This window comes from Paracoccus sp. S3-43, from assembly GCF_029027965.1.
GTDB lineage: Bacteria > Pseudomonadota > Alphaproteobacteria > Rhodobacterales > Rhodobacteraceae > Paracoccus.
Genome location: NZ_CP119082.1, coordinates 97,786 through 117,024, shown reverse-complemented (window position 1 = coordinate 117,024; position 19,239 = coordinate 97,786). Strand labels below are relative to the sequence as shown.

The window sequence follows — 19,239 nt, the reverse complement described above, 5'->3', positions numbered from 1 at the left end:
TTGTCGCTGCTGGCTGCCGTCGGATCAGAGAGAGTCCGCAGGCTGGCTGGCCCTGGAATGACCTTGGGCCGCCGGCACCCGAGGGAAGGGGCGGGACGGCGCGCCGATCATGCTGGCGGGGCTTATAGGACCGGCCGCGCGGGCCTGTCTTGAAGAATCCCACTTTTTTTGTCGGAATCCGTGGAAAAGTGTTAATGCCTGCCCAGCCAGTCGCTTGGCCGGGGTTGACGGCACCGCCGCGACGCGAAAAAGCCTTGGCCTGTCACAGGAGATCGCGCCCATGATCCGTCTTGCCATCGGCCTTGCCGCCCTGCTGCTGCCCGCCCTGCTGCTGCCCGCCCTTGCCGCGGCCCAGGACTATCCGATCACCATTTCCCATGCCTTCGGCAGCACCGTCATCGCGGAAAAGCCGCGGCGCGTGGCGACCGTCAATTCCGGCAACCACGAGGTTCCCTTGGCCCTGGGCGTGGTGCCGGTGGGGATGGCTGCGGCGAATTACGGCGATGACGACGGCGACGGCGTGCTGCCCTGGGTCGAGGAGAAGCTGACCGAACTGGGCGCCCAGACGCCGGTGCTGTTCGACGAGGGCGACGGCATCGATTTCGAAGGGGTGGCGGCGACGCAGCCCGACGTGATCCTGGCCGCCTATTCCGGGCTGACGCAGGCGGACTACGACACGCTGTCCCGGATCGCGCCGGTCGTGGCCTATCCCGACGGGGCCTGGACGACCGAGTGGCGGCAGATGATCCGCATGAACAGCGCGGGCATGGGCATGGCCGCCGAGGGCGACGCCCTGATCGCCGGGATGGAGGAGCAGATCGCCCGGACCGTCGCCCGCCATCCCCGGTTGCAGGGCAAGACGGCCATGTTCGTGACGCATCTGGACACGACCAACCTGTCCATCGTCAACTTCTACAGCGCCAACGACACGCGAGTGAAGTTCTTCCAGGATCTGGGCCTGTCGATGCCCCGAAGCGTGACCGAGGCGACGCAGCCGGGGCAGTTCTTCGGGTCCATCAGCGCCGAACGGATCGACGCCTTCGACGATGTGGATATCGTCGTGACCTATGGCGGGCCGGCGCTGCTGGCGGCGATGCGGCAGGATCCGCTGCTCAGCCACATGCCCGCCGTCGCCAACGACGCCATCGTGGTCCTGAAGAACGACCCGCTGGGCAACGCCGCCAACCCGACGCCGCTGGGGCTTCCTTACGTGCTGGAGGATTACGCCGCCCTGCTGGCCGAGGCGGCGCAGAAATCCGAATGACGGCTGCCGCCAGCCCCCTGCCCCGCGCAGGCTTCGCGCCCAGGTCGAACCGCATCCGCGCCGGCTGGCTGGCGGTGATGCTGGCGCTGCTGGCGGGTCTCTGCGCGCTGTCGGTGGCCATCGGCACCCGAGAGGTCGGCTGGGACGACATCGCCGCCGCGCTGCGGGGACAGGCGGACAGCATCGGCCAGGCGGCGGTGGGCGCGCGCATCCCGCGCACGCTGCTGGCCGCGCTGGCCGGGGCGGCGCTTGGCCTGTCGGGGGCGATCATGCAGGGCGTGACGCGCAACCCGCTGGCCGATCCGGGGATCCTGGGGGTAAATCTGGGCGCGTCCCTGGCGGTCGCGGTGGCGGTGGCCTTTTTCGGGATCGCCTCGGCCCAGGCCTATATCTGGGTGGCGATCGGCGGGGCGGGGGCGACGGCGATCTTCGTCTATGCCATCGGATCGCTGGGCCGAGGGGGGCCGACGCCCCTGAAGCTGGCGCTTGCGGGGGTCGCCACCTCGGTCGCGTTCCTGTCGCTGGTGCTGGCGATCATGCTGTCGCGCGGCGATGTCGCGGGCGGCCTGCAATCCTGGCAGGTGGGCGGCGTGGGCGGAGCCACATTCGCGCGCATGACCCCGGTCCTGCCGTTCCTGGCGGCGGGTTTCGCGATCGGCCTGGCAAGCGCGCGCAAGCTGAACGCGCTGGCCCTGGGCGAGGACATGGCGGCGGGCCTGGGCGAGCGCGTGGCCCTTGCCCGCGCCATGGCCGCACTGGGCGCGATCCTGCTGTGCGGGGCGGCCACGGCGGTCTGCGGGCCGATCGGCTTCGTGGGCCTGATCGTGCCGCATCTGTGCCGCGTGCTGGTGGGCGTCGATCACCGCTGGCTGCTGCCCTTTTCCGCCCTGGCCGGGGCCTGCCTGCTGATCGCCTCGGATATCGCGGGCCGCCTGATCGCCCGGCCGTCCGAACTGGACGTGGGCATCGTCACCGCCTTCATCGGCGCGCCCTTCTTCATCTGGATCGTGCGCCGCGCCAGGGTCCGCGAATTATGACCGCCCTGGACCTGGTCGCCGCCGGCCGCCGGCGCCGCACCCGGCGGCGCGCCACCGTCGTCGCGGGCGCGCTGACCCTGCTGCTGGCGGGATTCGCCCTGACGCTGATGCTGGGCCAGTCCTTCGTGCCGCCCGGCACCGTGCTGCGGGTGCTGACGGGCCAGGATGTGCCCGGCGCATCCTTCGCCGTGGGCCAGCTGCGGCTGCCGCGCGCGGTCATGGCGATCCTGGCCGGGCTGTCCTTCGGCCTGGGCGGCGCGGCCTTCCAGATCATGCTGCGCAATCCCCTGGCCAGCCCGGACATCATCGGCATCAGCCGGGGCGCCAGCGCGGCGGCGGTCTTTGCCATCCTGGTCATGGGGCTGGACGGGCCGGTGGTGTCGGCCTTCGCCGTCGCCGCCGGGCTGGGCGTCGCCATGCTGATCTATGCCCTGTCCTGGCAGGGAGGGGTGGCGGGAACCCGGCTGATCCTGGTCGGCATCGGCGTGTCGGCCATGCTGGACAGCTTCATCGCCTATGTCCTGACGCGCGCGCCGTCCTGGGATCTGGCCGAGGCGCTGCGGTGGCTGACCGGCAGCGTCAACGGCGCGCAACTGTCCCAGGCGCTGCCGATCCTGCTGTCGCTGGCGCTGTTCGGCGGGCTGCTGGTCAGCCGCGCCCGCGACCTGGAATCGCTGCGGCTGGGCGACGAGACCGCCGCAGCGCTTGGCACAGACGTCGCCTTGACGCGGATGCTGGTGATCGTGGCGGCCGTGGGCCTGATCGCCGTCGCCACCGCCGTCACCGGCCCGGTGGCCTTCGTGGCCTTCCTGTCTGGTCCCATCGCCGCGCGGATCCTGGGTCCGAACGGATCGGTGTTGATCCCCTCGGCCCTGGTCGGGGGCCTGCTGGTGCTGGGCGGCGATTATGTCGGCCAGTTCCTGCTGCCCGCGCGCTTCCCGGTGGGCGTCGTCACCGGCGCCCTGGGCGCGCCCTATCTTATCTATCTGATCATGCGCGTGAACCGCGCCGGAGGATCCCTGTGAACAGCCATTCGCTTTCCGTCCAGCACCTTGCCGCAGGCTATGGCGACCGGCTGATCCTGCGGGATCTGGATCTGGACGTGATGCCGGGCCGGATCACCGCCATCGTCGGCGCCAATGCCTGCGGGAAATCGACGCTGCTGCGCACCATGTCGCGGCTGTTGTCGCCGCGCGCGGGCCAGGTGCTGCTGGACGGCAAGGCCATCCACCGCATGGCCCCCCGCCGCGTCGCCCAGGTCATGGGGCTGCTGCCGCAATCGCCCATCGCGCCGGAAGGGATCACGGTCGCCGATCTGGTCGGCCGGGGCCGCCATCCCCATCACGGCATCCTGTCCCGCTGGTCCCCCCGCGACGACCAGGCCGTCGCCGCCGCGCTTGAGGCCACCAAGACCCTGGATCTGGCCGAACGCGCGGTGGACGAACTGTCGGGCGGTCAGCGCCAGCGGGTCTGGATCGCCATGGCGCTGGCCCAGGAAACGGATCTGCTGCTGCTGGACGAACCCACGACCTTTCTGGACATCAGCCACCAGGTCGAGGTTCTGGACCTGCTGACCGACCTGAACCAGCGGCGCGGCACCACCGTGGTGATGGTGCTGCACGACCTGAACCTGGCCGCGCGATATGCCGACCGCCTGGTCGCGATGGCCGAGGGCAGGCTCTATGCCCAGGGCACCCCGCAAGAGGTGCTGACCCGCGACACTGTCCGCGCCGTCTTCGGCCTGGACAGCCGGATCATCCCCGACCCGACCTCGGGGCGGCCGATGATGCTGCCCATCGGGCGGCACCGGATGGCGGCGGCCCCCGCCTGACGCGGCAGCGGAGTTCCACCAAGGCTGCGGGACGGGCGCATCAAGACGTTCCCCTTGCGCAACTGGCCGGTTTAGCCCGCCGACTGCATCCGGCGCGGCGCCTCGCGTTTCGCGAAGCGCAGGATCATATAGCCCGCGACGCCGGACACCAGCGATCCCATCAGGATGCCGATCTTGGCCTCGTCCTGCAACAGCGGCTCGGCGAACGCCAGAAGCGAGATGAACAGGCTCATCGTGAAGCCGATCCCGCACAGAAACGAGGTTCCCAGAATCTGCATCCAGCTTGCGCCGGGAGGCAGGTCGGCCCAGTCCAGCCGCACCAGGATCGCCACCGCGCCGAAGATACCGATCACCTTGCCCAGTGCCAGGCCCGCCGCGACACCCAGCGTCACGGGGGCCAGCAGCGCCTCGGATCCCAGGCCCGCGAAGCTGACCCCGGCATTGGCGAAGCCGAAAACCGGAATGATCAGGAAGGCCACCGGCACCATCAGCGCATGTTCCAGCCGGTGCAGCGGGCTTTCCGATGGACGCGCCTCGGGCGTGGCGGGGGTGCGCTTCAGCGGGATGGTCAAGGCCAGCAACACCCCCGCGATGGTGGCGTGGATCCCCGATCGCCAGACGAAGAACCACAGCACCGCGCCCAGAGCCAGATAGGGCCACAGCCGCATCACTCCCGCGCGGTTCAGCCCGATCAGACCCGCCAGCACCAGCGCGGCCAGCCCGAGGTCGGCGGGCGACAGGCCGGTGGTATAGAACAGCCCGATCACCACGACCGCGCCCAGATCGTCCAGGATCGCCAGCGCCGCCAAAAACACCTTGAGCGAGGTCGGCACCCGCGACCCCAGAAGCGAGATCACCCCCAGGGCGAAGGCGATGTCGGTGGCCGAAGGGATCGCCCAGCCATGCGTGGCCCCGGTGCCCGCGGTGAAGAACAGATAGATCAGCGCCGGGACCGCCATTCCCGCCGCCGCCGCCACGCCGGGCAGGATGCGGCGCGGCCAGGACGACAGGTGGCCGTCCACCATTTCCCTTTTGATCTCAAGCCCCACCATCAGGAAGAACAGCGCCATCAGCGCGTCGTTGATCCAATGGGCGACCGACAGCGGCCCGACATAGGCGTGCAGGACGTGGAAATACGCCTCGGCCAGGGGCGAGTTGGCGACGATCAGCGCCAGCACCGCCGCCGCGATCAGCAAGAGCCCCCCGGACGTGCCGCTCTCCAGGAACTTGCGGACGGTGTTTTGAATTCGGCCTGCCATGAAACAGCCCCCCTCTTTGTCAGAAACGGTTCAACCAGTCTCCGTATTCAGGGGTCGTCCCTGGGCGCACGCAGCACACGCCATGTCGCGGGATCATATTCAGCAAGGCCCGGCGTTCAAGGGCTTTGTGGATGGGTTCGGATTTCCCGCAGCCATTCGCGCCAGATCGCCACCAGCAGCGCCATCAGCACCGGGCCGACGAACAAGCCGACGATGCCCATGGTCTTGACGCCCCCCACCAGCCCGAAGAATGTCGGCAGGAACGGCATCTTGACCGGCCCCCCGACCAGCACCGGGCGGATGGTCTTGTCGACGATGAACAGCTCGATCGCCCCCCACAGGAACAGCAGCACCCCCGCCAGGCCCGATCCGCTGGCCGCCAGATAGATCGCCACCAGCGTGAAGCACAACGGCGCGCCGCCCGGAATCAGCGCCATGATCCCGGTGATCACCCCCAGCGTCACCGGCGAGGGCACGCCCGCGATCCAGTAGGCGATGCCCAGGATCACCCCCTCGCCCATGGCGATCAGGGTCATGCCGGTGACGGTGGCGCTGATGGTCAGCGGCACCACCCGCGACAGCCGTTCCCAGCGGCGGGGCAGGATGCGGGCGCCGATGATGTCGATCTGGCCGGCGATCTTGTCGCCGTCGCGATAGAACACGAACAGCGCGATCAGCATGAACAGCAGGTTCAGCGCCAGGTGGAAGGCCAGGTTCCCCGCCGCCAGCACGCTGCGATAGATCGAGGCGATGGTGTTGCCGCTGGTCAGCTGCACCAGATCCGCGATGGCGCCGGGCCTGCCGATATGGCGCATCCACTGTTCGTCGATCCAGTCGCCGATCTGCGGCAGGTCGACCATCCACAGCGGCGTGTCGGCGCCGTTGGCGTTCACCTCGAACACCCAATAGATCCATTGCTGCAACTCGCGGAACGCATAGAGCAGCGCCATCGTGACCGGCACGACCAGGAACAGCACGATCACCAGCACGAACAGCGCCGCCGTGGCAGTGCGGTCGATTCCCAGGGCGCGCTGCGCACTGCGCGACAGCGGCCAGCTGGCGAAAGCGATGATGGTCGCGGCCAGCACCGGCACCAGGAAGCCGTGAAAGAAATAGATCGCGGCGGCGATGATGAAGACCAGCAGCCAGCGGGCGGCCGAGATGTCGCTGATCAGCGGAAAGGGCATCGTCGCCGGATCCTCGGCGGCGGGGGCGCCGGGGGGGACATCGGGCCGGGGCGTTGCCTGTTGTGGGTCGATCATGCGGTCGCGCCTGCCTTCCGGGTGCTTCGCCTTGTTTCCCTGACTGTTGCATTGTTGATCGCGGCGTCAACCCGTCTTTCGGCCGCGGCGCTTGCCGCGTCGCGCATCTTGGGATAGCCGCCGGGACTTTCAGCAGGAAAGGTCCAGCCATGACCCGCAGCCTTGCCATCGACTTCGGAACCTCGAACACCGCCGTGGCGGTGCTGGATCGGGGGGCGGTGCGGCGGGTCCCGGTCCAGGCGGGATCGGACACCCTGCCCACCGCCGTCTTCTTTCCCGCACGCGGCGGCGCGATGCAGATCGGCGATGCGGCGGCCCAGGCCCTGATCGGCGGACAAGAGGGGCGCTATATGCGCGCGCTGAAAAGCGTGCTGGGAACGCCGCTGCTTCACGAATCGCGGCTGATCGCTGGCCGGCGCCGGACCCTTGCGGATGTGATCGCCGCCTTCCTGGCCGAACTGCGCCGGCGGGCCGAAGCCGCGACCGGCCAGCCCCAGACCCGCGCCCTGTCGGGCCGTCCGGTGCATTTCCACGCCGATCCCGCCCGCGACGCCCAGGCCCAGGCGGATCTGCGCGACTGCTATCACGCGGCGGGCTTTGATCATGTCGCCTTCCTGCCCGAACCCGAGGCCGCCGCCCTGGCCTGCCACGGCATGGGGGCGGCGGGCCGGACCGGGCTGATCGTGGACATTGGCGGCGGCACCTCGGACTTCTCGGTCTATCGCGCGGAAGGCGGGCGGGTGCGGATTCTGGCCAGCCACGGCATCCGCCTGGGCGGGACCGATTTCGACGCCGCCCTGTCGCTGACCCACGCCATGCCGCTGCTGGGCCACGGTTCGCAGCTGCGCCGAGAGATGGGGCCGGGCCTGCTGCCGGTGCCCAACGCGATCTATGTCGACCTGGCCGCGTGGGCGCACATTCCCTTTGTCTATACCCCGGAAAACCGCAGGCTGGCCCAGCAGATGGCCCGGCTGGCGGTGGATCCGGCGCGCATGGACCGGCTGGTCACGGTGCTGACGGACGAGTTGGGCCACGACCTGGCCTTCGCCGTCGAACGCGGCAAGATCGCCGCCAACCGGGGCGACGAGGCGCGGATCGGCATGGGCTTCATCCAGCCGCGTCTGGCCGCGCCGATCGACGCCCGGTCCCTGGCCGAGGCGCTGCACGGCTTCGGCGCGGATCTGCAAGGGGCGGTCACGGAGACCCTGTCGCGCGCCGGCGTCGGGGCGGGCGAGATCGGCGACGTGGTGCTGGTCGGCGGGTCCAGCCTGATGCGGCTGGTCACGAATCTGGCGGCGCGGATCCTGCCCGATGCCCGGCTGCACCGGTCCGAGGCCTTTACCGCCGTGGCCGATGGTCTGGCTTTGGCGACCGGCTTGGAACAGTATTCCGGCGTTTGACGAACAGGCAGGAAACACTGGTTTTTCTGCTGGCCGAAACTTGCATTTTTACCTCCGCTGAAGAATAGCGTTCCGCGAACCGGAGGATTCCGCCCCGGCCAGATCAAGAGTTGACGCCATGAACAGCCAGGCCCCAACCCCGATTCCCCCAACCCCGATTCCCCCGGCGACGCTGACGCATTTGCAGCGGCTGGAAGCCGAAAGCATCCACATCATGCGCGAGGTGGTGGCGAATGCCGAAAACCCGGTGATGCTGTATTCGGTGGGCAAGGATTCCGCCTGCATGTTGCACCTGGCGAAAAAGGCCTTTTATCCGGCCCCCCCGCCCTTCCCGCTGCTGCATGTGGACACGACCTGGAAATTCCGCGCGATGTACGATCTGCGCGACCGCGCGGCCCAGGCGGCGGGGATGGATCTCATCGTCCATCACAATCCCGATGCGATGGCCCAGGGCATCAACCCCTTCGACCATGGCAGCCTGCATACCGACCTGTGGAAGACCGAGGGGCTGAAGCAGGCGCTGACCCAATACAATTTCGACGTGGCCTTCGGCGGCGCCCGCCGGGATGAGGAAAAGTCCCGCGCCAAGGAGCGGATCTTTTCCTTCCGCTCGGCCAACCACCGCTGGGATCCGAAGAACCAGCGGCCGGAACTGTGGAAGCTCTATAACACCCGCAAGGCCAAGGATGAATCGATCCGGGTCTTTCCGCTGTCGAACTGGACCGAACTGGATATCTGGCAATATATCCACCTGGAAGGCATCGACATCGTGCCGCTGTATTTTTCCGAACCGCGCCCGGTGGTCGAACGGGACGGGCTGCTGATCATGGTCGATGACGACCGCTTTCCGCTGCGCCCCGGAGAGGTGCCGCAGATGCGGTCGGTCCGGTTCCGCACGCTGGGCTGCTATCCCCTGACCGGCGCGGTGGAATCCGACGCCCGCACCCTGCCCGAGGTGATCCAGGAAATGCTGCTGACCACCACCTCCGAACGCCAGGGCCGCGCCATCGACAAGGACCAGGCCGCCTCGATGGAGAAGAAGAAGCAAGAGGGGTATTTCTGATGAACGCGCCCGATCCCGTTTACGTCACCGACGCGCTGATCGCCCAGGACATCGACGCCTATCTGCTGAAGCATCAGCACAAGACCATGCTGCGCTTCATCACCTGCGGGTCGGTCGATGACGGCAAGTCGACGCTGATCGGGCGGCTGCTCTATGACAGCAAGATGATCTTCGAGGATCAGCTTGCCAACCTTGAACAGGACAGCAAGGTCTCGGGCACCCAGGGCGGGGATATCGACTTCGCGCTGCTGGTCGACGGGCTGGCGGCGGAACGCGAACAGGGCATCACCATCGACGTGGCCTATCGCTTCTTCGCCACCGACAAGCGCAAGTTCATCGTAGCCGACACGCCGGGCCACGAACAATACACCCGCAACATGGTCACCGGCGCGTCCACCGCCGATCTGGCGGTGATCCTGATCGACGCGCGCCAGGGCGTGCTGACCCAGACGCGGCGGCACAGCTATCTGGTTAACCTGCTGGGCATCAGGAATATCGTGCTGGCCGTCAACAAGATGGATCTGGTCGATTACTCGGCCGAGCGCTTCTATGAGATCGTCGCGGATTATTCGCATTTCGCCAAGCAGATCGGCATGGACAGCTTCCTGCCGATCCCGATTTCCGGGCTGAAGGGCGACAATATCGTCACCAAAAGCCCCGAAATGCCCTGGTATCAGGGGCCGACGCTGCTGGGCCATCTGGAAGACGCGCCGATCAACGACGCGCGGATGCAGGACCGCCCCTTCCGCATGGCGGTGCAATGGGTGAACCGCCCGCATCTGGATTTCCGCGGCTTCGCGGGCCAGATCAGCGCGGGCACCGTGCGGCCGGGCGATGCGATCCGGGTGCTGCCCTCGGGCAAGACAACCACGGTCAAGGCGATCCCCGGCTTCGACGGCGATCTGGCGCAGGCCGTCGCGGGCCAGTCCGTGACCCTGACCTTCGCGGATGAGATCGACTGTTCGCGCGGCGACGTGATCGTGCAGGCCGACGCGCCTTGCGAGGTCGCCGACCAGTTCGAGGCGACGCTGGTCTGGATGGCCGAAGCCGAGATGCTTCCGGGCCGACCCTATCTGCTCAAGATCGGCACCCAGACCGTCACCGCCACCGTGACCGAGCCGAAATACGAGGTGAACGTCAACACGCTGGAACATCTGGCCAGCAAGACGCTGGGTCTGAACGCCATCGGCGTGGTCAATATCTCGACCGACCGGCCCGTCCCGTTCGAAGCCTATGCCGACAACCCCGACCTGGGCGGCTTCATCCTGATCGACCGGATGAGCAATGCCACCATCGCTGCCGGGATGCTGCATTTCGCGCTGCGCCGGTCGCAGAACATCCACTGGCAATCGACCGACGTGGACCGCGACGCCCATGCCGCGCAGAAGAACCAGCGGGCCCGCGTGGTCTGGTTCACCGGCCTGTCGGGGTCGGGCAAATCGACCATCGCCAATATCGTCGAACGCAAGCTGCACGCGATGGGCAAGCACACCTTCCTGCTGGACGGCGACAACATCCGCCACGGCCTGAATCGCGACCTGGGCTTCACCGATGCCGACCGGGTGGAAAACATCCGCCGCGTAGGCGAGGTCGCCAAGCTGATGGCGGATGCCGGGCTGATCGTGCTGACAGCCTTCATCTCTCCGTTCCGGGCGGAACGGCGGATGGTGCGCGACATGATGGCAGAGGGCGAGTTCATCGAGGTCTATGTCGACACGCCGCTGGAGGTCGCCGAGGCCCGCGACGTGAAGGGCCTTTACAAGAAGGCGCGGTCCGGCCAGCTGAAGAACTTCACCGGCATCGACAGCCCCTATGAGGCGCCGGAAGGCCCGGAACTGGTGGTCAACACCACCACCCTGTCGGCCGAGGATGCCGCCGACCGGGTGATCGCCGCGATCCTGTCCCAGGGCTGAAGCCGCGTTTTCATCGCCCGATCAGGGGCGGTCGCCCGTCAGGCGGCGGGCGACCAGTCCATGTTCGCGAACCCCTCGCGGAAGGCGAAGCGCGCCAGATGGCGGTCGATGATGTCCTGAAGCGTCGCGACCGCAGCCGTGTCGGCGCCCGCGACAACGCAGGTCAGTTCCGCCTGGCTGGCCGTCAGCCGGGCGGTGCCCAGGTCAAAACGGATGCTGCCGGCGTCGCCCTCGACCTCGGCGGGGATCTTGTGGGCGAAATGCTTGCACAATTGGACCATGTAACGATGCGCCTGTCCGGTCGCAAAGCGGCCCGTGCTGGAAAGCTCGTTGGTCATCGCCTGTCCCGTTTTCCGTTGCCACCTTGCCGCAACAGGCGTCGGGCGGTCCGGTTTGTCAATGCGCAAGAAAGTGAACGGAGATGTCTTGCCAAAAGGGTAATTTCTTGGCGCGCGCAGGAACCCCCTTGCGCCTCAAACGTTGAAAACCCGTAGTGAAATTGCGTTTTTGCAATGGCTTATCGAGTATGCCCGCCCTTTTCTGGCGGGCATTTTTCTGGGCCGGTCATGGCATGGCGCGACCACTTGGACCCGAAGATGTCGTCCGCAACCTGCGCTATCGTCAGGGTTGTATCCGCGCCGATGATGCGGTCGCCGCCGCCCAGGTCGATCACCACCCCGGCCGAGGTCCGGGTCATGCGATCGCGCATGATACCGCCGGATCCGCATCCGGCAGCCGATCCGGGGCGTCGGAACGGCGGCCCTGTCATGCGCCCTCAGTAATCCCGTTCGAAATAGATCCCCAGGGTGCTGTCGCCCTCGGTGCCCACCGATCCGCGCGCGGTCAGGGAATCGGTCACGTCCAGGTTCAGGTTCAGGCTGCTTTTGCCGTCCGCGCCCACCGCGACATCGGTATAGAGGTTGTCGGACAGGTATTTGCCCGCGCGGACCTGGACATTGCCGTCGTCGTCGGTGGCCAGATCCAGGTCGTCCAGGCCCACCTGGTTGCGCAGGTTGCCGATGATCCCCTCGCCCCCGCGCCCGGCCAGGGTGGCGATGGCATTGGCAAGCTGGGCGGCCTGGAGCGGGCTGATATTGTCCAGGCCCCGGCCGAACAGCAGTTGCGACAGAACCTCTTCCTCGGGCAGTTCGGGCGAGGATTCGAAGGTGATCTCGGGGTCGCGCACCTCGCCGTCGATGATGATGCGGGTGGTGATGCCGTCCTGTTCGGTTTCGGCGACCAGCCGGATCACCGGGATCAGGCTGCCTTGCAGTTCGACCAGCCCCTCGGACAGGGTGAAGCGTCGGCCCAGCAGGTCCACGCGCCCCCGGATCAGTTCCAGAAAGCCGATAGGGATGGCGTTGCGCGCGGTGCCCTGCACCCGCAGCGACCCGCCCAGTTCGGCATCGACGCCCCGGCCCCGCACGAACACCTGGTTCGGCGCGTTGATGACCAGATCCAGCCGCGGCGGCGCCGAGGGCGGGGTCGAGGGCGGCCCGGCCAGCCCTGCCTCTCGGGACGCATCGCTGGGATAGGGTTCCAGCCCGGCCTTGGCGCGGGTGGACCGGACGGGGCGGGTATCGCCGACATGATGGATGTCGGGAATCGCCTTGGCGCCGCCCAGCCCGGTCGAGGGGATGCGGATTTCCGTCTCGCCCAGGTCGATGGTGCCGGAAATCAGCGGCCCGTCCGCATTGCGGCCCGACATGCGCAGGTTGCCGCTGATCTCGGTCTGATACAGGTTCGGGTCGCGCGCGATCACCCGGTCCAGCACAATCGCCAGATCCAGCGTCCCGCCGGTCAGGTCGACCGGGCCGCTGACCTGCACCCGCCCCCCGGCCGAGACATCGGCCCCCGCGTCCAGGGCGATCCGCCCGCCCGCCAGATCGGCGGTGGCGTTCACCCCCTCCAGCCGGATGCCGACGCCGGGATCGGTGATCTGACCGTTCGTCAGCTGGACGCGCCCGCCAAGCGATTGCAGCGATGGCGGGCCGTTGACGGTCAGGTTCAGCGACAGCGGGCCTTCGATGCTGCGGGTGCGGATGAAGGTATTGGCGATCGAGGCGTCGCTGCGGCCCGTGATCGACAGGTTCATGGTGGAAAAATCCCGCGCCACGCTGCCCGCCGCCTGCAATTGCGTGCTGCCCGGCGCGGTGGCGGTCAGGTTCAGGGCGAAATTCGCGCCCTCCTCTCGCACGGTGCCGTCGACCTGCACGGGGCCGGGGAATTCGGGCTGCACCAGGCCCAGGTCGGCCAGCCGCGCGGCGACGGTCATGCCGCTGGCGGTGTCCCCACCGGCCTGGATCTGCACCTGAGGGTTCTGCACGTTCAGCCGCTGGAAGGACAGCCCGGCAGGCGCCTGGGTGGCCGCGATATCGAAGCTGGTCTGGCCGCGCAGCAGCGGATCGACGCGGGGCTGGCCCAAGGACAGGCCGGTCCCGGTTCCGGTGGCGGTGATGCGGCGGGTATCGCCCTGCTGGACCACCTGGGCATCGGCGTTCAGGGCGCCGCTGATGCCGTTACCCAGAAACCGCAGATCCTGGGCATTCACCTGCGCCGTCACGTCGGTCTGGTCGCCCCCGACCGTGCCTGTCGCGATTGCGTTCAGGCGGGGATTGTCGATGCGGGCCTGTTCGATGGCCAGGACGCCGTTCCGTTCGGTCCCCGTCACGGCCAGCCGGGTCTCCCCGGCCAGCGCGCCATCGACCTGCGCTTGGCCGAAGGCCAGGTCGCGCCCGGTGCCCGACACTTCCAGCCGCCGGACGCCGTCGCCCGCCTCGCGGAAGCTGCCGGTCAGATCCAGCGCGCCGCGCCAGCCGGGGCCGAAGGGCGCCAGGGACCGGACCGCGACATCGGCGGCGATATCCGTGACGCCGGGACCATAGACGCCGCGCGCGGTCGCGTTCATCTGGTCGTTGACCAGTTCGACGTCGCGCAGGGTGACGGTGCCGTCCTTCTCCTCGGCCTGGACCCGCAGGCGGGTGGTGCCGGTCAGCGCGGCGTCCGCGTTCTGGACGCCGAAGGACAGGTTCTGGCCCGACCCGGTCATGTCGACGAACCGGGTGCCGTCGCGTTCGGTCAGCCGGGCCATGGCGTCGAAGCCCCCGGTCCAGCCGTCACGGATCGCCGCGAGATCGGGCACGGCCAGATCGACCGTCGCGTCCAACGCGCCTTCGGCAAAGCTGCCGCGTCCTTCGGCGCGCAGTTGCGGGTTGGCGATGCGGAACACCTCGACTTCATAGCCCTGCGGCTTTTCGGCGGCCAGGACGGTCAGCGTGGTCTGGCCTTGCAGGGCGTTGTCCAGGGCTTCAACGCCGATGCGCAGATCCTCGGCCTCGCCGCTGACGGTCAGCTGGCGCGCGCCCGACGCGCCCGACAGCTTGGCATCGGCCTGCAACGCGCCCGAGAAATTCGGATCCGCGTCTTGCAACGACGGCATGGAAATCGTCGCCGTCACGTCGCTGGACAGGCTGTTCACATAGCCCTGGGCTTGGGCGGTCAGCCGCTGGGCGTTGATGGAAAGATCGGTCAGCTTGATCCCGGTCCGGTCGCGCCTTGCGCGCAGGTCGATGGTGGACCGGCCTGCCAGAAGGCGGTCGAGCTGCGGCTGATCGACAGTGATATCGGTCCCCGCCACGGTCGAGGTGATGGCGAAGTCACGCCCCAGAAAGTTGTAATAGCCCAGGACGCTAGCATCGGTCTGCCCGGACAGGTCGCGCCCCGCAAGGGTCGATATCCGGCTTAGATCGTCATGACGCGCCTGCATGTTGCCGGACAGCACGAAGCCGGTGGACAGGCCCGACAGTTGCAGCATGCCCTGCAATCCGTAATCGGAGCCGCTGACATTCAGCGCCGTCATCTTCACCGCGTTGCCGGGGGTGAAATCGAAATCGCTGCTGCCGGTGATCTCTGGGCCGACGGCCTGGGCCAGACCCGCATCGGCAAAGACCATCTGCCGCGATCCGAACCGGATGCCGCCGTTCACCGATTGCAGGCTGCCGCCGTCCAGAACCACCGCGCCGGACCCATCCAGCCGCAGGTCGCCCAACAGCACGTCGCCCAGATCCAGGGCGCCGACACGGCCGTTCAGCGTCCAGCCCTGGCCACGGGCCGCGTCGTATTGCAGTTCAAGCCGCCCGGATTCCACGGTCGAGTCCTCGCCCGCGAAGGGCAGGGGGACCGGCACCTGCGCCGCGCCCGCGTCGGATCCAAGTGCGATCAGCAGGTTCGCGTTCTGCGGCGCCCCCTGGGCATTGACCGCCAGCGACCCGTCCAGCGACAGGGCCTCGGTCGCAAGGTTCAGCGTGGGGATGTCCAGCCGCCCGTCGTCGCCGCGCCAGCCTTCGGCGCGAAGCTGGACCTGGTTGCCGAAAAAGGTCCGGTTCTTCGGCGCCAGCAGCGAGGCGACGTCGCCGCCCAGTTGCAGCGCGAAATTCGTGCCCGGATTGCCCGACGCATCGGGACCGCCCGCCGCCGAGACCCGCCCCGTCACGCGCGGCAGGCCATCGGTGGCCAGCTTGATGTCGACGCCGAAATCCTTGATCTGGCCTTCGCCGCTGATCTCCGCCACGACCGAGGGCTTGTCGTAAAGGTCGATCAGGTTGACCAGCAGCCCGTCCGCGGCCTCGTCCAGGGTCAGGTTCACCCGCAGAACCTGCGTCGCGTTCGAATAGCCGGTGTCCAGGTTGAAGCTGCCGCGCGGCCCGTCCAGCCGCTGGATCGCCAGCTTGGCTTGCCCCTCGCCGCCTTCCAGGCTCATGCCGCCGGCCATCGAGATGGCTGCGGCCAGGCCGATCACGGGTTCGCCCAGCTCCACCCGGTCGGCCCGGATCTGGGTGATGTTCAGGGCCACGGGCAGTTCCGGCAGGGCGAAGCCGCCGAATTCGCGCGCCTCGGCCGTGGGGGTCTGGCCGGTCGCGGGCAGGCGGGGCAGCAGGATCTCGCGGGCCGACATTTCGGCGATCTCGATCCTGCCGCGCAGCAGGGCCGAGCGGTTCCACTGGATCGCCCCGTCGTTCAGCGTCAGCCAAGCGCCCTCGCCATCGGCGATGGTGATCCGGCGGAAGGTCGCGCGCGACGACAACGCGCCTTCGAAGCCGTCGATCACGACCTCGCGCCCGGCACTGGACAGGTTGCGTTCCAGAAGCCGGGTCAGAAAGCCCCGGTCGTCGCTTTCCTGCTGCGAAATCTCGGCGGCGGTCTGGGCCATCACCGACAGCGGGAACAGGATCGCGAAGGCGAGCAGCCACAGTTTGCGCATCAGCCCGGCGCTCGTCAGTCCCGTGTTCATCGGCCCGGTCCTCATCAGAACGCCTGCCCCAGTCCCAGATACAGTTGCACGCCATTGCCGGTGTCCCCTCCGGTCGGCCCGGCCACGTCGAAACGCAGCGGCCCGATGGGCGTGTCGTACCGAACGCCGATCCCCGCCCCCGAGTGCCATTCGCTGGCCCCGTTCCAGCCATCTTCCGCCCAGACCTCGCCGTAATCGGTGAAGGCCACCACGCCGATCCGTTCGCGGACCTGCCAGCGGACCTCGGCGGACAGCGCCGCCACGCTCATGCCGCCGGTCTTGATCGGGCCGTTCGGGCCCTGGATTTCCTCGACGCCCAGCGACTGATAGGGCTGGCCGCGCACGCTGCCGCCGCCGCCCGAGAAGAACAGATAGTTGCGCGGGGTATTCTGGATCTCGCTGCCCAGGACGCTGCCGAAGCGGGCGCGGCCCGCCAGGGTGAAGCGGTCGCCCTCGCCCAGGGACCGGAAGGCGCGGCCCTCGCCCAGGACGCGGATGCCGGTATCGGTGCCGTCGAAACCCTTGAAGGGGGTGGCGTCGCCTTGCAGGTAATAGCCGCGCCTGGCGTTGTTTTCGTTGTCGCGCGCGTCCCACATCACGCTGGTCGGAAAGGCCAGAACCTTGAAGTCGGTCTCGCCCAGGTCGTCATAAACGCGCGAGAACTGGTACTGGATCGCCGTGTCGAAGGTGAAGCGGTCGCTGAAGATGTGGTTGAAGCCCAGCCCGACGATGCCGGTATCCTCGTCGTAATCCTCTTCTCGCATCCGGGCCAGGCTGGTCAGGACATAGGCGGTGGTGTCCGGCGTGACCGTGGCGGGACGGTCGATGCGCAGGGTCACTTCCTCATCCTTGCCGCTGGTGTCGGATCCGATATCCTTGACCTTGGCGTCGATGCGCAGCCGTTCGCCGCCGCCCAGCAGGTTGCGGTGCATCCAATAGGCCGACAGCATCGCCCCGTCGGTGGTCGAGATCTCGAACCCCGCGCCGATCCGGCGGGGCTTCTGTTCGACCACGGTCAGGTTGACGTCCATGCTGCCGTCGGGGTTCAGCGTCTCGGCCTCTTCCAGGGTGATGGCGGAAAAGACGCCGGACCGGCGCAGGCGCTTCCTGACATCCTCGACATCGTCGGGGTCGAAGCGTTCGCCCTCGGGCAGGCCGGCGATCTTGTGCAGCCGGCGCGGGTTCATGCGGTCATGGCCGCGGATGTTCAGCCGCCCGAACCGGACCGAGGGGCCGGGCGACAGGTCGATGCGGCTGTCCACCACATTGGCGAGGTGATCGGCGGTGATCTCTTGCCCCGACACCTCGGCCTTGGCATGGCCGACATCGCGCCAGCCGTCCACCCCCGCGCGGGCGGCGCCGCGGATCGTGCCGGTTCCCGCGATCCCGCCCTGGCGATAGTCGCCGGGCAGGTCGGTCCGGGGCGCCACCGGCGCGATGGCGGCGCGCGAAAAGCGGAAGCGGGGGCCGGTCTGGACGCTGACGACGACCTGCCGGACGATGCCCGGCGCGTCCAGGGGGGCGATCTCGGCCGCCTCGACCCCGTCCAGGGTGATGTTGATGATCGCCGAATAATAGCCCCGGTCATACAGGTTGCCCAGGATCCGCGCGTAATCGCCCCGCGCGGCGGCCAGCACGTCCTGGCCGGTGGTGCGATCCTCGGACAGCGCGCCCGCGATCAGCGAGGCGTTGCGCAGCGGCTGGTCCAGGTCGTCGGCCCCCTGGACGCGGAATTGCAGATCGACCGGCCCTTCGTCGCTGCGGCCCCCGAACAGCCCCGAAAACGGCGAGGACGCGGATTGCGCCCAGGCCATCCCCCCCAGGCCCATCACCGTGGATGCCACCAATGCCGCCCGCAGATATGCCCGCATCGTCCTGCCTTGTGCGTTCTTGCTTTGCGCCCATAAGAACAGGACGCCCCGGCGAATCCAAGCGATTCATCCGCGAAAGCCGGGGCAGAGGACAGGTTTCCGCCGCCTGTTGCGTTCAGGCCAGCGCGGCCAGGCAGCCTTGCAGCGCGGCCATGTCGTCGCGGATCAGGAAGATCGGCGTGTTTTCAGGAATGTGGCGCATATAGGGCTGGGCCAGGAAGGACGCGTTGAACAGATCCATCCGGTCGGCGATGCTGCGCCCGACGCTGCCCGCCAGGAACAGCCCCTCCAACGGCATGAATCGCAGCGCCAGTTCGCGGCACAGCAGGCCCACCAGGTCGGTGAACAGGTCATAGGTGGCATTGGCCGCCGCATCCCCCGCGTCCGAGGCCGCGTCGATCTGTTCGCTGCGCACCGGCGGGGTGCCGGTCAGCGCCGCGTGCAGGCGCGACAGCCCGCGCCCGGCAAAGGCCTCCTCGGTCGAGATGAAGCCCTTGATCGCCTCGGGTCCGACCGCCTCCAGCAGCCGCAGATAGATGTTGGCGGGCAGGTGGGTATGGCCTTCCTCGGCCTCCATCGCGGCGATCGCGCCGCCGGGCAGGCTGCGCACGGCGCAGACGTTGAAGCCGGTGCCCAGGTTCACGACCAGGGCCTGGCCGTTGCGCGCCCGGTCGGCGGGCGCGTGGCGCAGGGTGGCAAGGCCATCGCCGGACAGGACGGGGGTGGCATAGCCCATCGCGGTGAGGTCGTTGATCAGCCGGACGTGGTCGGCATCGGTCAGCCGCGCCAGCCGATCCTCGTCGAAATCCCAGTCGCGGTTGGTCAGGCGCGCCCGCCCGCCGCTGACCGGGCCTGCCACGGCGATGCAGACGGCGCTGATGCGCGGCTGGTCCTGTTCCTGAAGGAACTGGCGGACAACATCGTCGAAGCTGGCATGGTCGTCGCCCCGGAAGCGCGTCACCGTCTGCGTGTCGATGCTGCCGTTGCGCGCGATGGCCAGCCGGGCATTCGTGCCCCCCACATCGCCCAGAAGTATCGCCATCGGGGAC

General features: G+C 68.2%; 14 protein-coding genes. 7 read left to right on the top strand and 7 right to left on the bottom strand.

Annotation, left to right across the window (positions count from 1 at the left end):
* Positions 1–280: 280 nt before the first annotated feature.
* From PXD02_RS00580 to PXD02_RS00565, 4 genes are read left to right on the top strand one after another with little or no spacing between them, the layout of a single operon-like run.
* Positions 281–1,264, top strand: a complete 984-nt coding sequence (locus tag PXD02_RS00580; RefSeq protein ID WP_275105052.1) for an iron-siderophore ABC transporter substrate-binding protein — start codon at positions 281–283, stop codon at positions 1,262–1,264.
* Positions 1,261–2,301, top strand: coding sequence for a FecCD family ABC transporter permease (locus PXD02_RS00575; protein ID WP_473092040.1), 1,041 nt, complete (start codon positions 1,261–1,263; stop codon positions 2,299–2,301). Before PXD02_RS00580 ends, PXD02_RS00575 begins: the two co-directional genes overlap by 4 nt.
* Entirely contained in the window at positions 2,298–3,326 is a 1,029-nt protein-coding gene (locus tag PXD02_RS00570) for a FecCD family ABC transporter permease (RefSeq protein ID WP_275105051.1), read from the top strand. The genes PXD02_RS00575 and PXD02_RS00570 overlap by 4 nt, the downstream gene beginning before the upstream one ends.
* On the top strand, positions 3,323–4,132 hold the full coding sequence (locus tag PXD02_RS00565; RefSeq protein ID WP_275105050.1) for an ABC transporter ATP-binding protein: 810 nt from the start codon (positions 3,323–3,325) through the stop codon (positions 4,130–4,132). Before PXD02_RS00570 ends, PXD02_RS00565 begins: the two co-directional genes overlap by 4 nt.
* Before the next feature lie 71 nt (positions 4,133–4,203).
* On the opposite strand, the gene nhaA is transcribed toward PXD02_RS00565, so the two are convergent.
* Both nhaA and PXD02_RS00555 read right to left on the bottom strand, forming a co-directional pair.
* Positions 4,204–5,391: a Na+/H+ antiporter NhaA gene (gene nhaA / locus PXD02_RS00560; RefSeq protein WP_275105049.1), complete on the bottom strand. Its 1,188-nt coding sequence runs from the start codon at positions 5,389–5,391 to the stop codon at positions 4,204–4,206.
* 116 nt (positions 5,392–5,507) lie between these two features.
* On the bottom strand, positions 5,508–6,578 hold the full coding sequence (locus tag PXD02_RS00555; protein ID WP_473092090.1) for an AI-2E family transporter: 1,071 nt from the start codon (positions 6,576–6,578) through the stop codon (positions 5,508–5,510).
* A gap of 224 nt (positions 6,579–6,802) precedes the next feature.
* Between PXD02_RS00555 and PXD02_RS00550 the strand changes: the two genes are divergently transcribed.
* The 3 genes from PXD02_RS00550 (at position 6,803) to cysN (ending at position 11,029) form a co-directional block, all read left to right on the top strand.
* Entirely contained in the window at positions 6,803–8,053 is a 1,251-nt protein-coding gene (locus tag PXD02_RS00550) for an Hsp70 family protein (protein ID WP_275105048.1), read from the top strand.
* A gap of 118 nt (positions 8,054–8,171) precedes the next feature.
* Positions 8,172–9,116, top strand: coding sequence for a sulfate adenylyltransferase subunit CysD (gene cysD / locus PXD02_RS00545; RefSeq protein WP_275105047.1), 945 nt, complete (start codon positions 8,172–8,174; stop codon positions 9,114–9,116).
* Positions 9,116–11,029: a sulfate adenylyltransferase subunit CysN gene (gene cysN / locus PXD02_RS00540; RefSeq protein WP_275105046.1), complete on the top strand. Its 1,914-nt coding sequence runs from the start codon at positions 9,116–9,118 to the stop codon at positions 11,027–11,029. Before cysD ends, cysN begins: the two co-directional genes overlap by 1 nt.
* 38 nt (positions 11,030–11,067) lie before the next feature.
* On the opposite strand, the gene PXD02_RS00535 is transcribed toward cysN, so the two are convergent.
* The 5 genes from PXD02_RS00535 to PXD02_RS00515 form a co-directional block, all read right to left on the bottom strand.
* Entirely contained in the window at positions 11,068–11,367 is a 300-nt protein-coding gene (locus PXD02_RS00535) for a DUF2218 domain-containing protein (protein ID WP_275105045.1), read from the bottom strand.
* Positions 11,368–11,546: 179 nt separating this feature from the next.
* On the bottom strand, positions 11,547–11,738 hold the full coding sequence (locus PXD02_RS00530; protein WP_275105044.1) for a hypothetical protein: 192 nt from the start codon (positions 11,736–11,738) through the stop codon (positions 11,547–11,549).
* A gap of 66 nt (positions 11,739–11,804) precedes the next feature.
* Positions 11,805–16,319, bottom strand: coding sequence for a translocation/assembly module TamB domain-containing protein (locus tag PXD02_RS00525; RefSeq protein ID WP_275105043.1), 4,515 nt, complete (start codon positions 16,317–16,319; stop codon positions 11,805–11,807).
* A 14-nt stretch (positions 16,320–16,333) separates the two neighbouring features.
* The gene (locus tag PXD02_RS00520) at positions 16,334–18,190 is read right to left on the bottom strand and encodes an autotransporter assembly complex protein TamA (protein ID WP_275105042.1); all 1,857 of its coding nucleotides are present in this window, start codon (positions 18,188–18,190) and stop codon (positions 16,334–16,336) included.
* A 115-nt stretch (positions 18,191–18,305) separates the two neighbouring features.
* A complete protein-coding gene (locus PXD02_RS00515; protein WP_275105041.1) occupies positions 18,306–19,232 on the bottom strand; it encodes a glucokinase in 927 nt (308 codons plus the stop codon).
* Positions 19,233–19,239: the final 7 nt, after the last annotated feature.

What these genes read in the sequence shown, in the direction of transcription:
- cysD (WP_275105047.1), top strand. Translation starts at nt 8,172, where the DNA reads ATGAACAGCCAGGCCCCAACCCCGATTCCCCCAACCCCGATTCCCCCG.
- PXD02_RS00530 (WP_275105044.1), bottom strand. Translation starts at nt 11,738, where the DNA reads ATGCGCGATCGCATGACCCGGACCTCGGCCGGGGTGGTGATCGACCTG.
- PXD02_RS00570 (WP_275105051.1), top strand. Translation starts at nt 2,298, where the DNA reads ATGACCGCCCTGGACCTGGTCGCCGCCGGCCGCCGGCGCCGCACCCGG.
- PXD02_RS00580 (WP_275105052.1), top strand. Translation starts at nt 281, where the DNA reads ATGATCCGTCTTGCCATCGGCCTTGCCGCCCTGCTGCTGCCCGCCCTG.
- PXD02_RS00535 (WP_275105045.1), bottom strand. Translation starts at nt 11,367, where the DNA reads ATGACCAACGAGCTTTCCAGCACGGGCCGCTTTGCGACCGGACAGGCG.
- cysN (WP_275105046.1), top strand. Translation starts at nt 9,116, where the DNA reads ATGAACGCGCCCGATCCCGTTTACGTCACCGACGCGCTGATCGCCCAG.
- nhaA (WP_275105049.1), bottom strand. Translation starts at nt 5,391, where the DNA reads ATGGCAGGCCGAATTCAAAACACCGTCCGCAAGTTCCTGGAGAGCGGC.
- PXD02_RS00555 (WP_473092090.1), bottom strand. Translation starts at nt 6,578, where the DNA reads ATGCCCTTTCCGCTGATCAGCGACATCTCGGCCGCCCGCTGGCTGCTG.
- PXD02_RS00525 (WP_275105043.1), bottom strand. Translation starts at nt 16,319, where the DNA reads ATGAACACGGGACTGACGAGCGCCGGGCTGATGCGCAAACTGTGGCTG.
- PXD02_RS00550 (WP_275105048.1), top strand. Translation starts at nt 6,803, where the DNA reads ATGACCCGCAGCCTTGCCATCGACTTCGGAACCTCGAACACCGCCGTG.
- PXD02_RS00520 (WP_275105042.1), bottom strand. Translation starts at nt 18,190, where the DNA reads ATGCGGGCATATCTGCGGGCGGCATTGGTGGCATCCACGGTGATGGGC.
- PXD02_RS00515 (WP_275105041.1), bottom strand. Translation starts at nt 19,232, where the DNA reads ATGGCGATACTTCTGGGCGATGTGGGGGGCACGAATGCCCGGCTGGCC.
- PXD02_RS00575 (WP_473092040.1), top strand. Translation starts at nt 1,261, where the DNA reads ATGACGGCTGCCGCCAGCCCCCTGCCCCGCGCAGGCTTCGCGCCCAGG.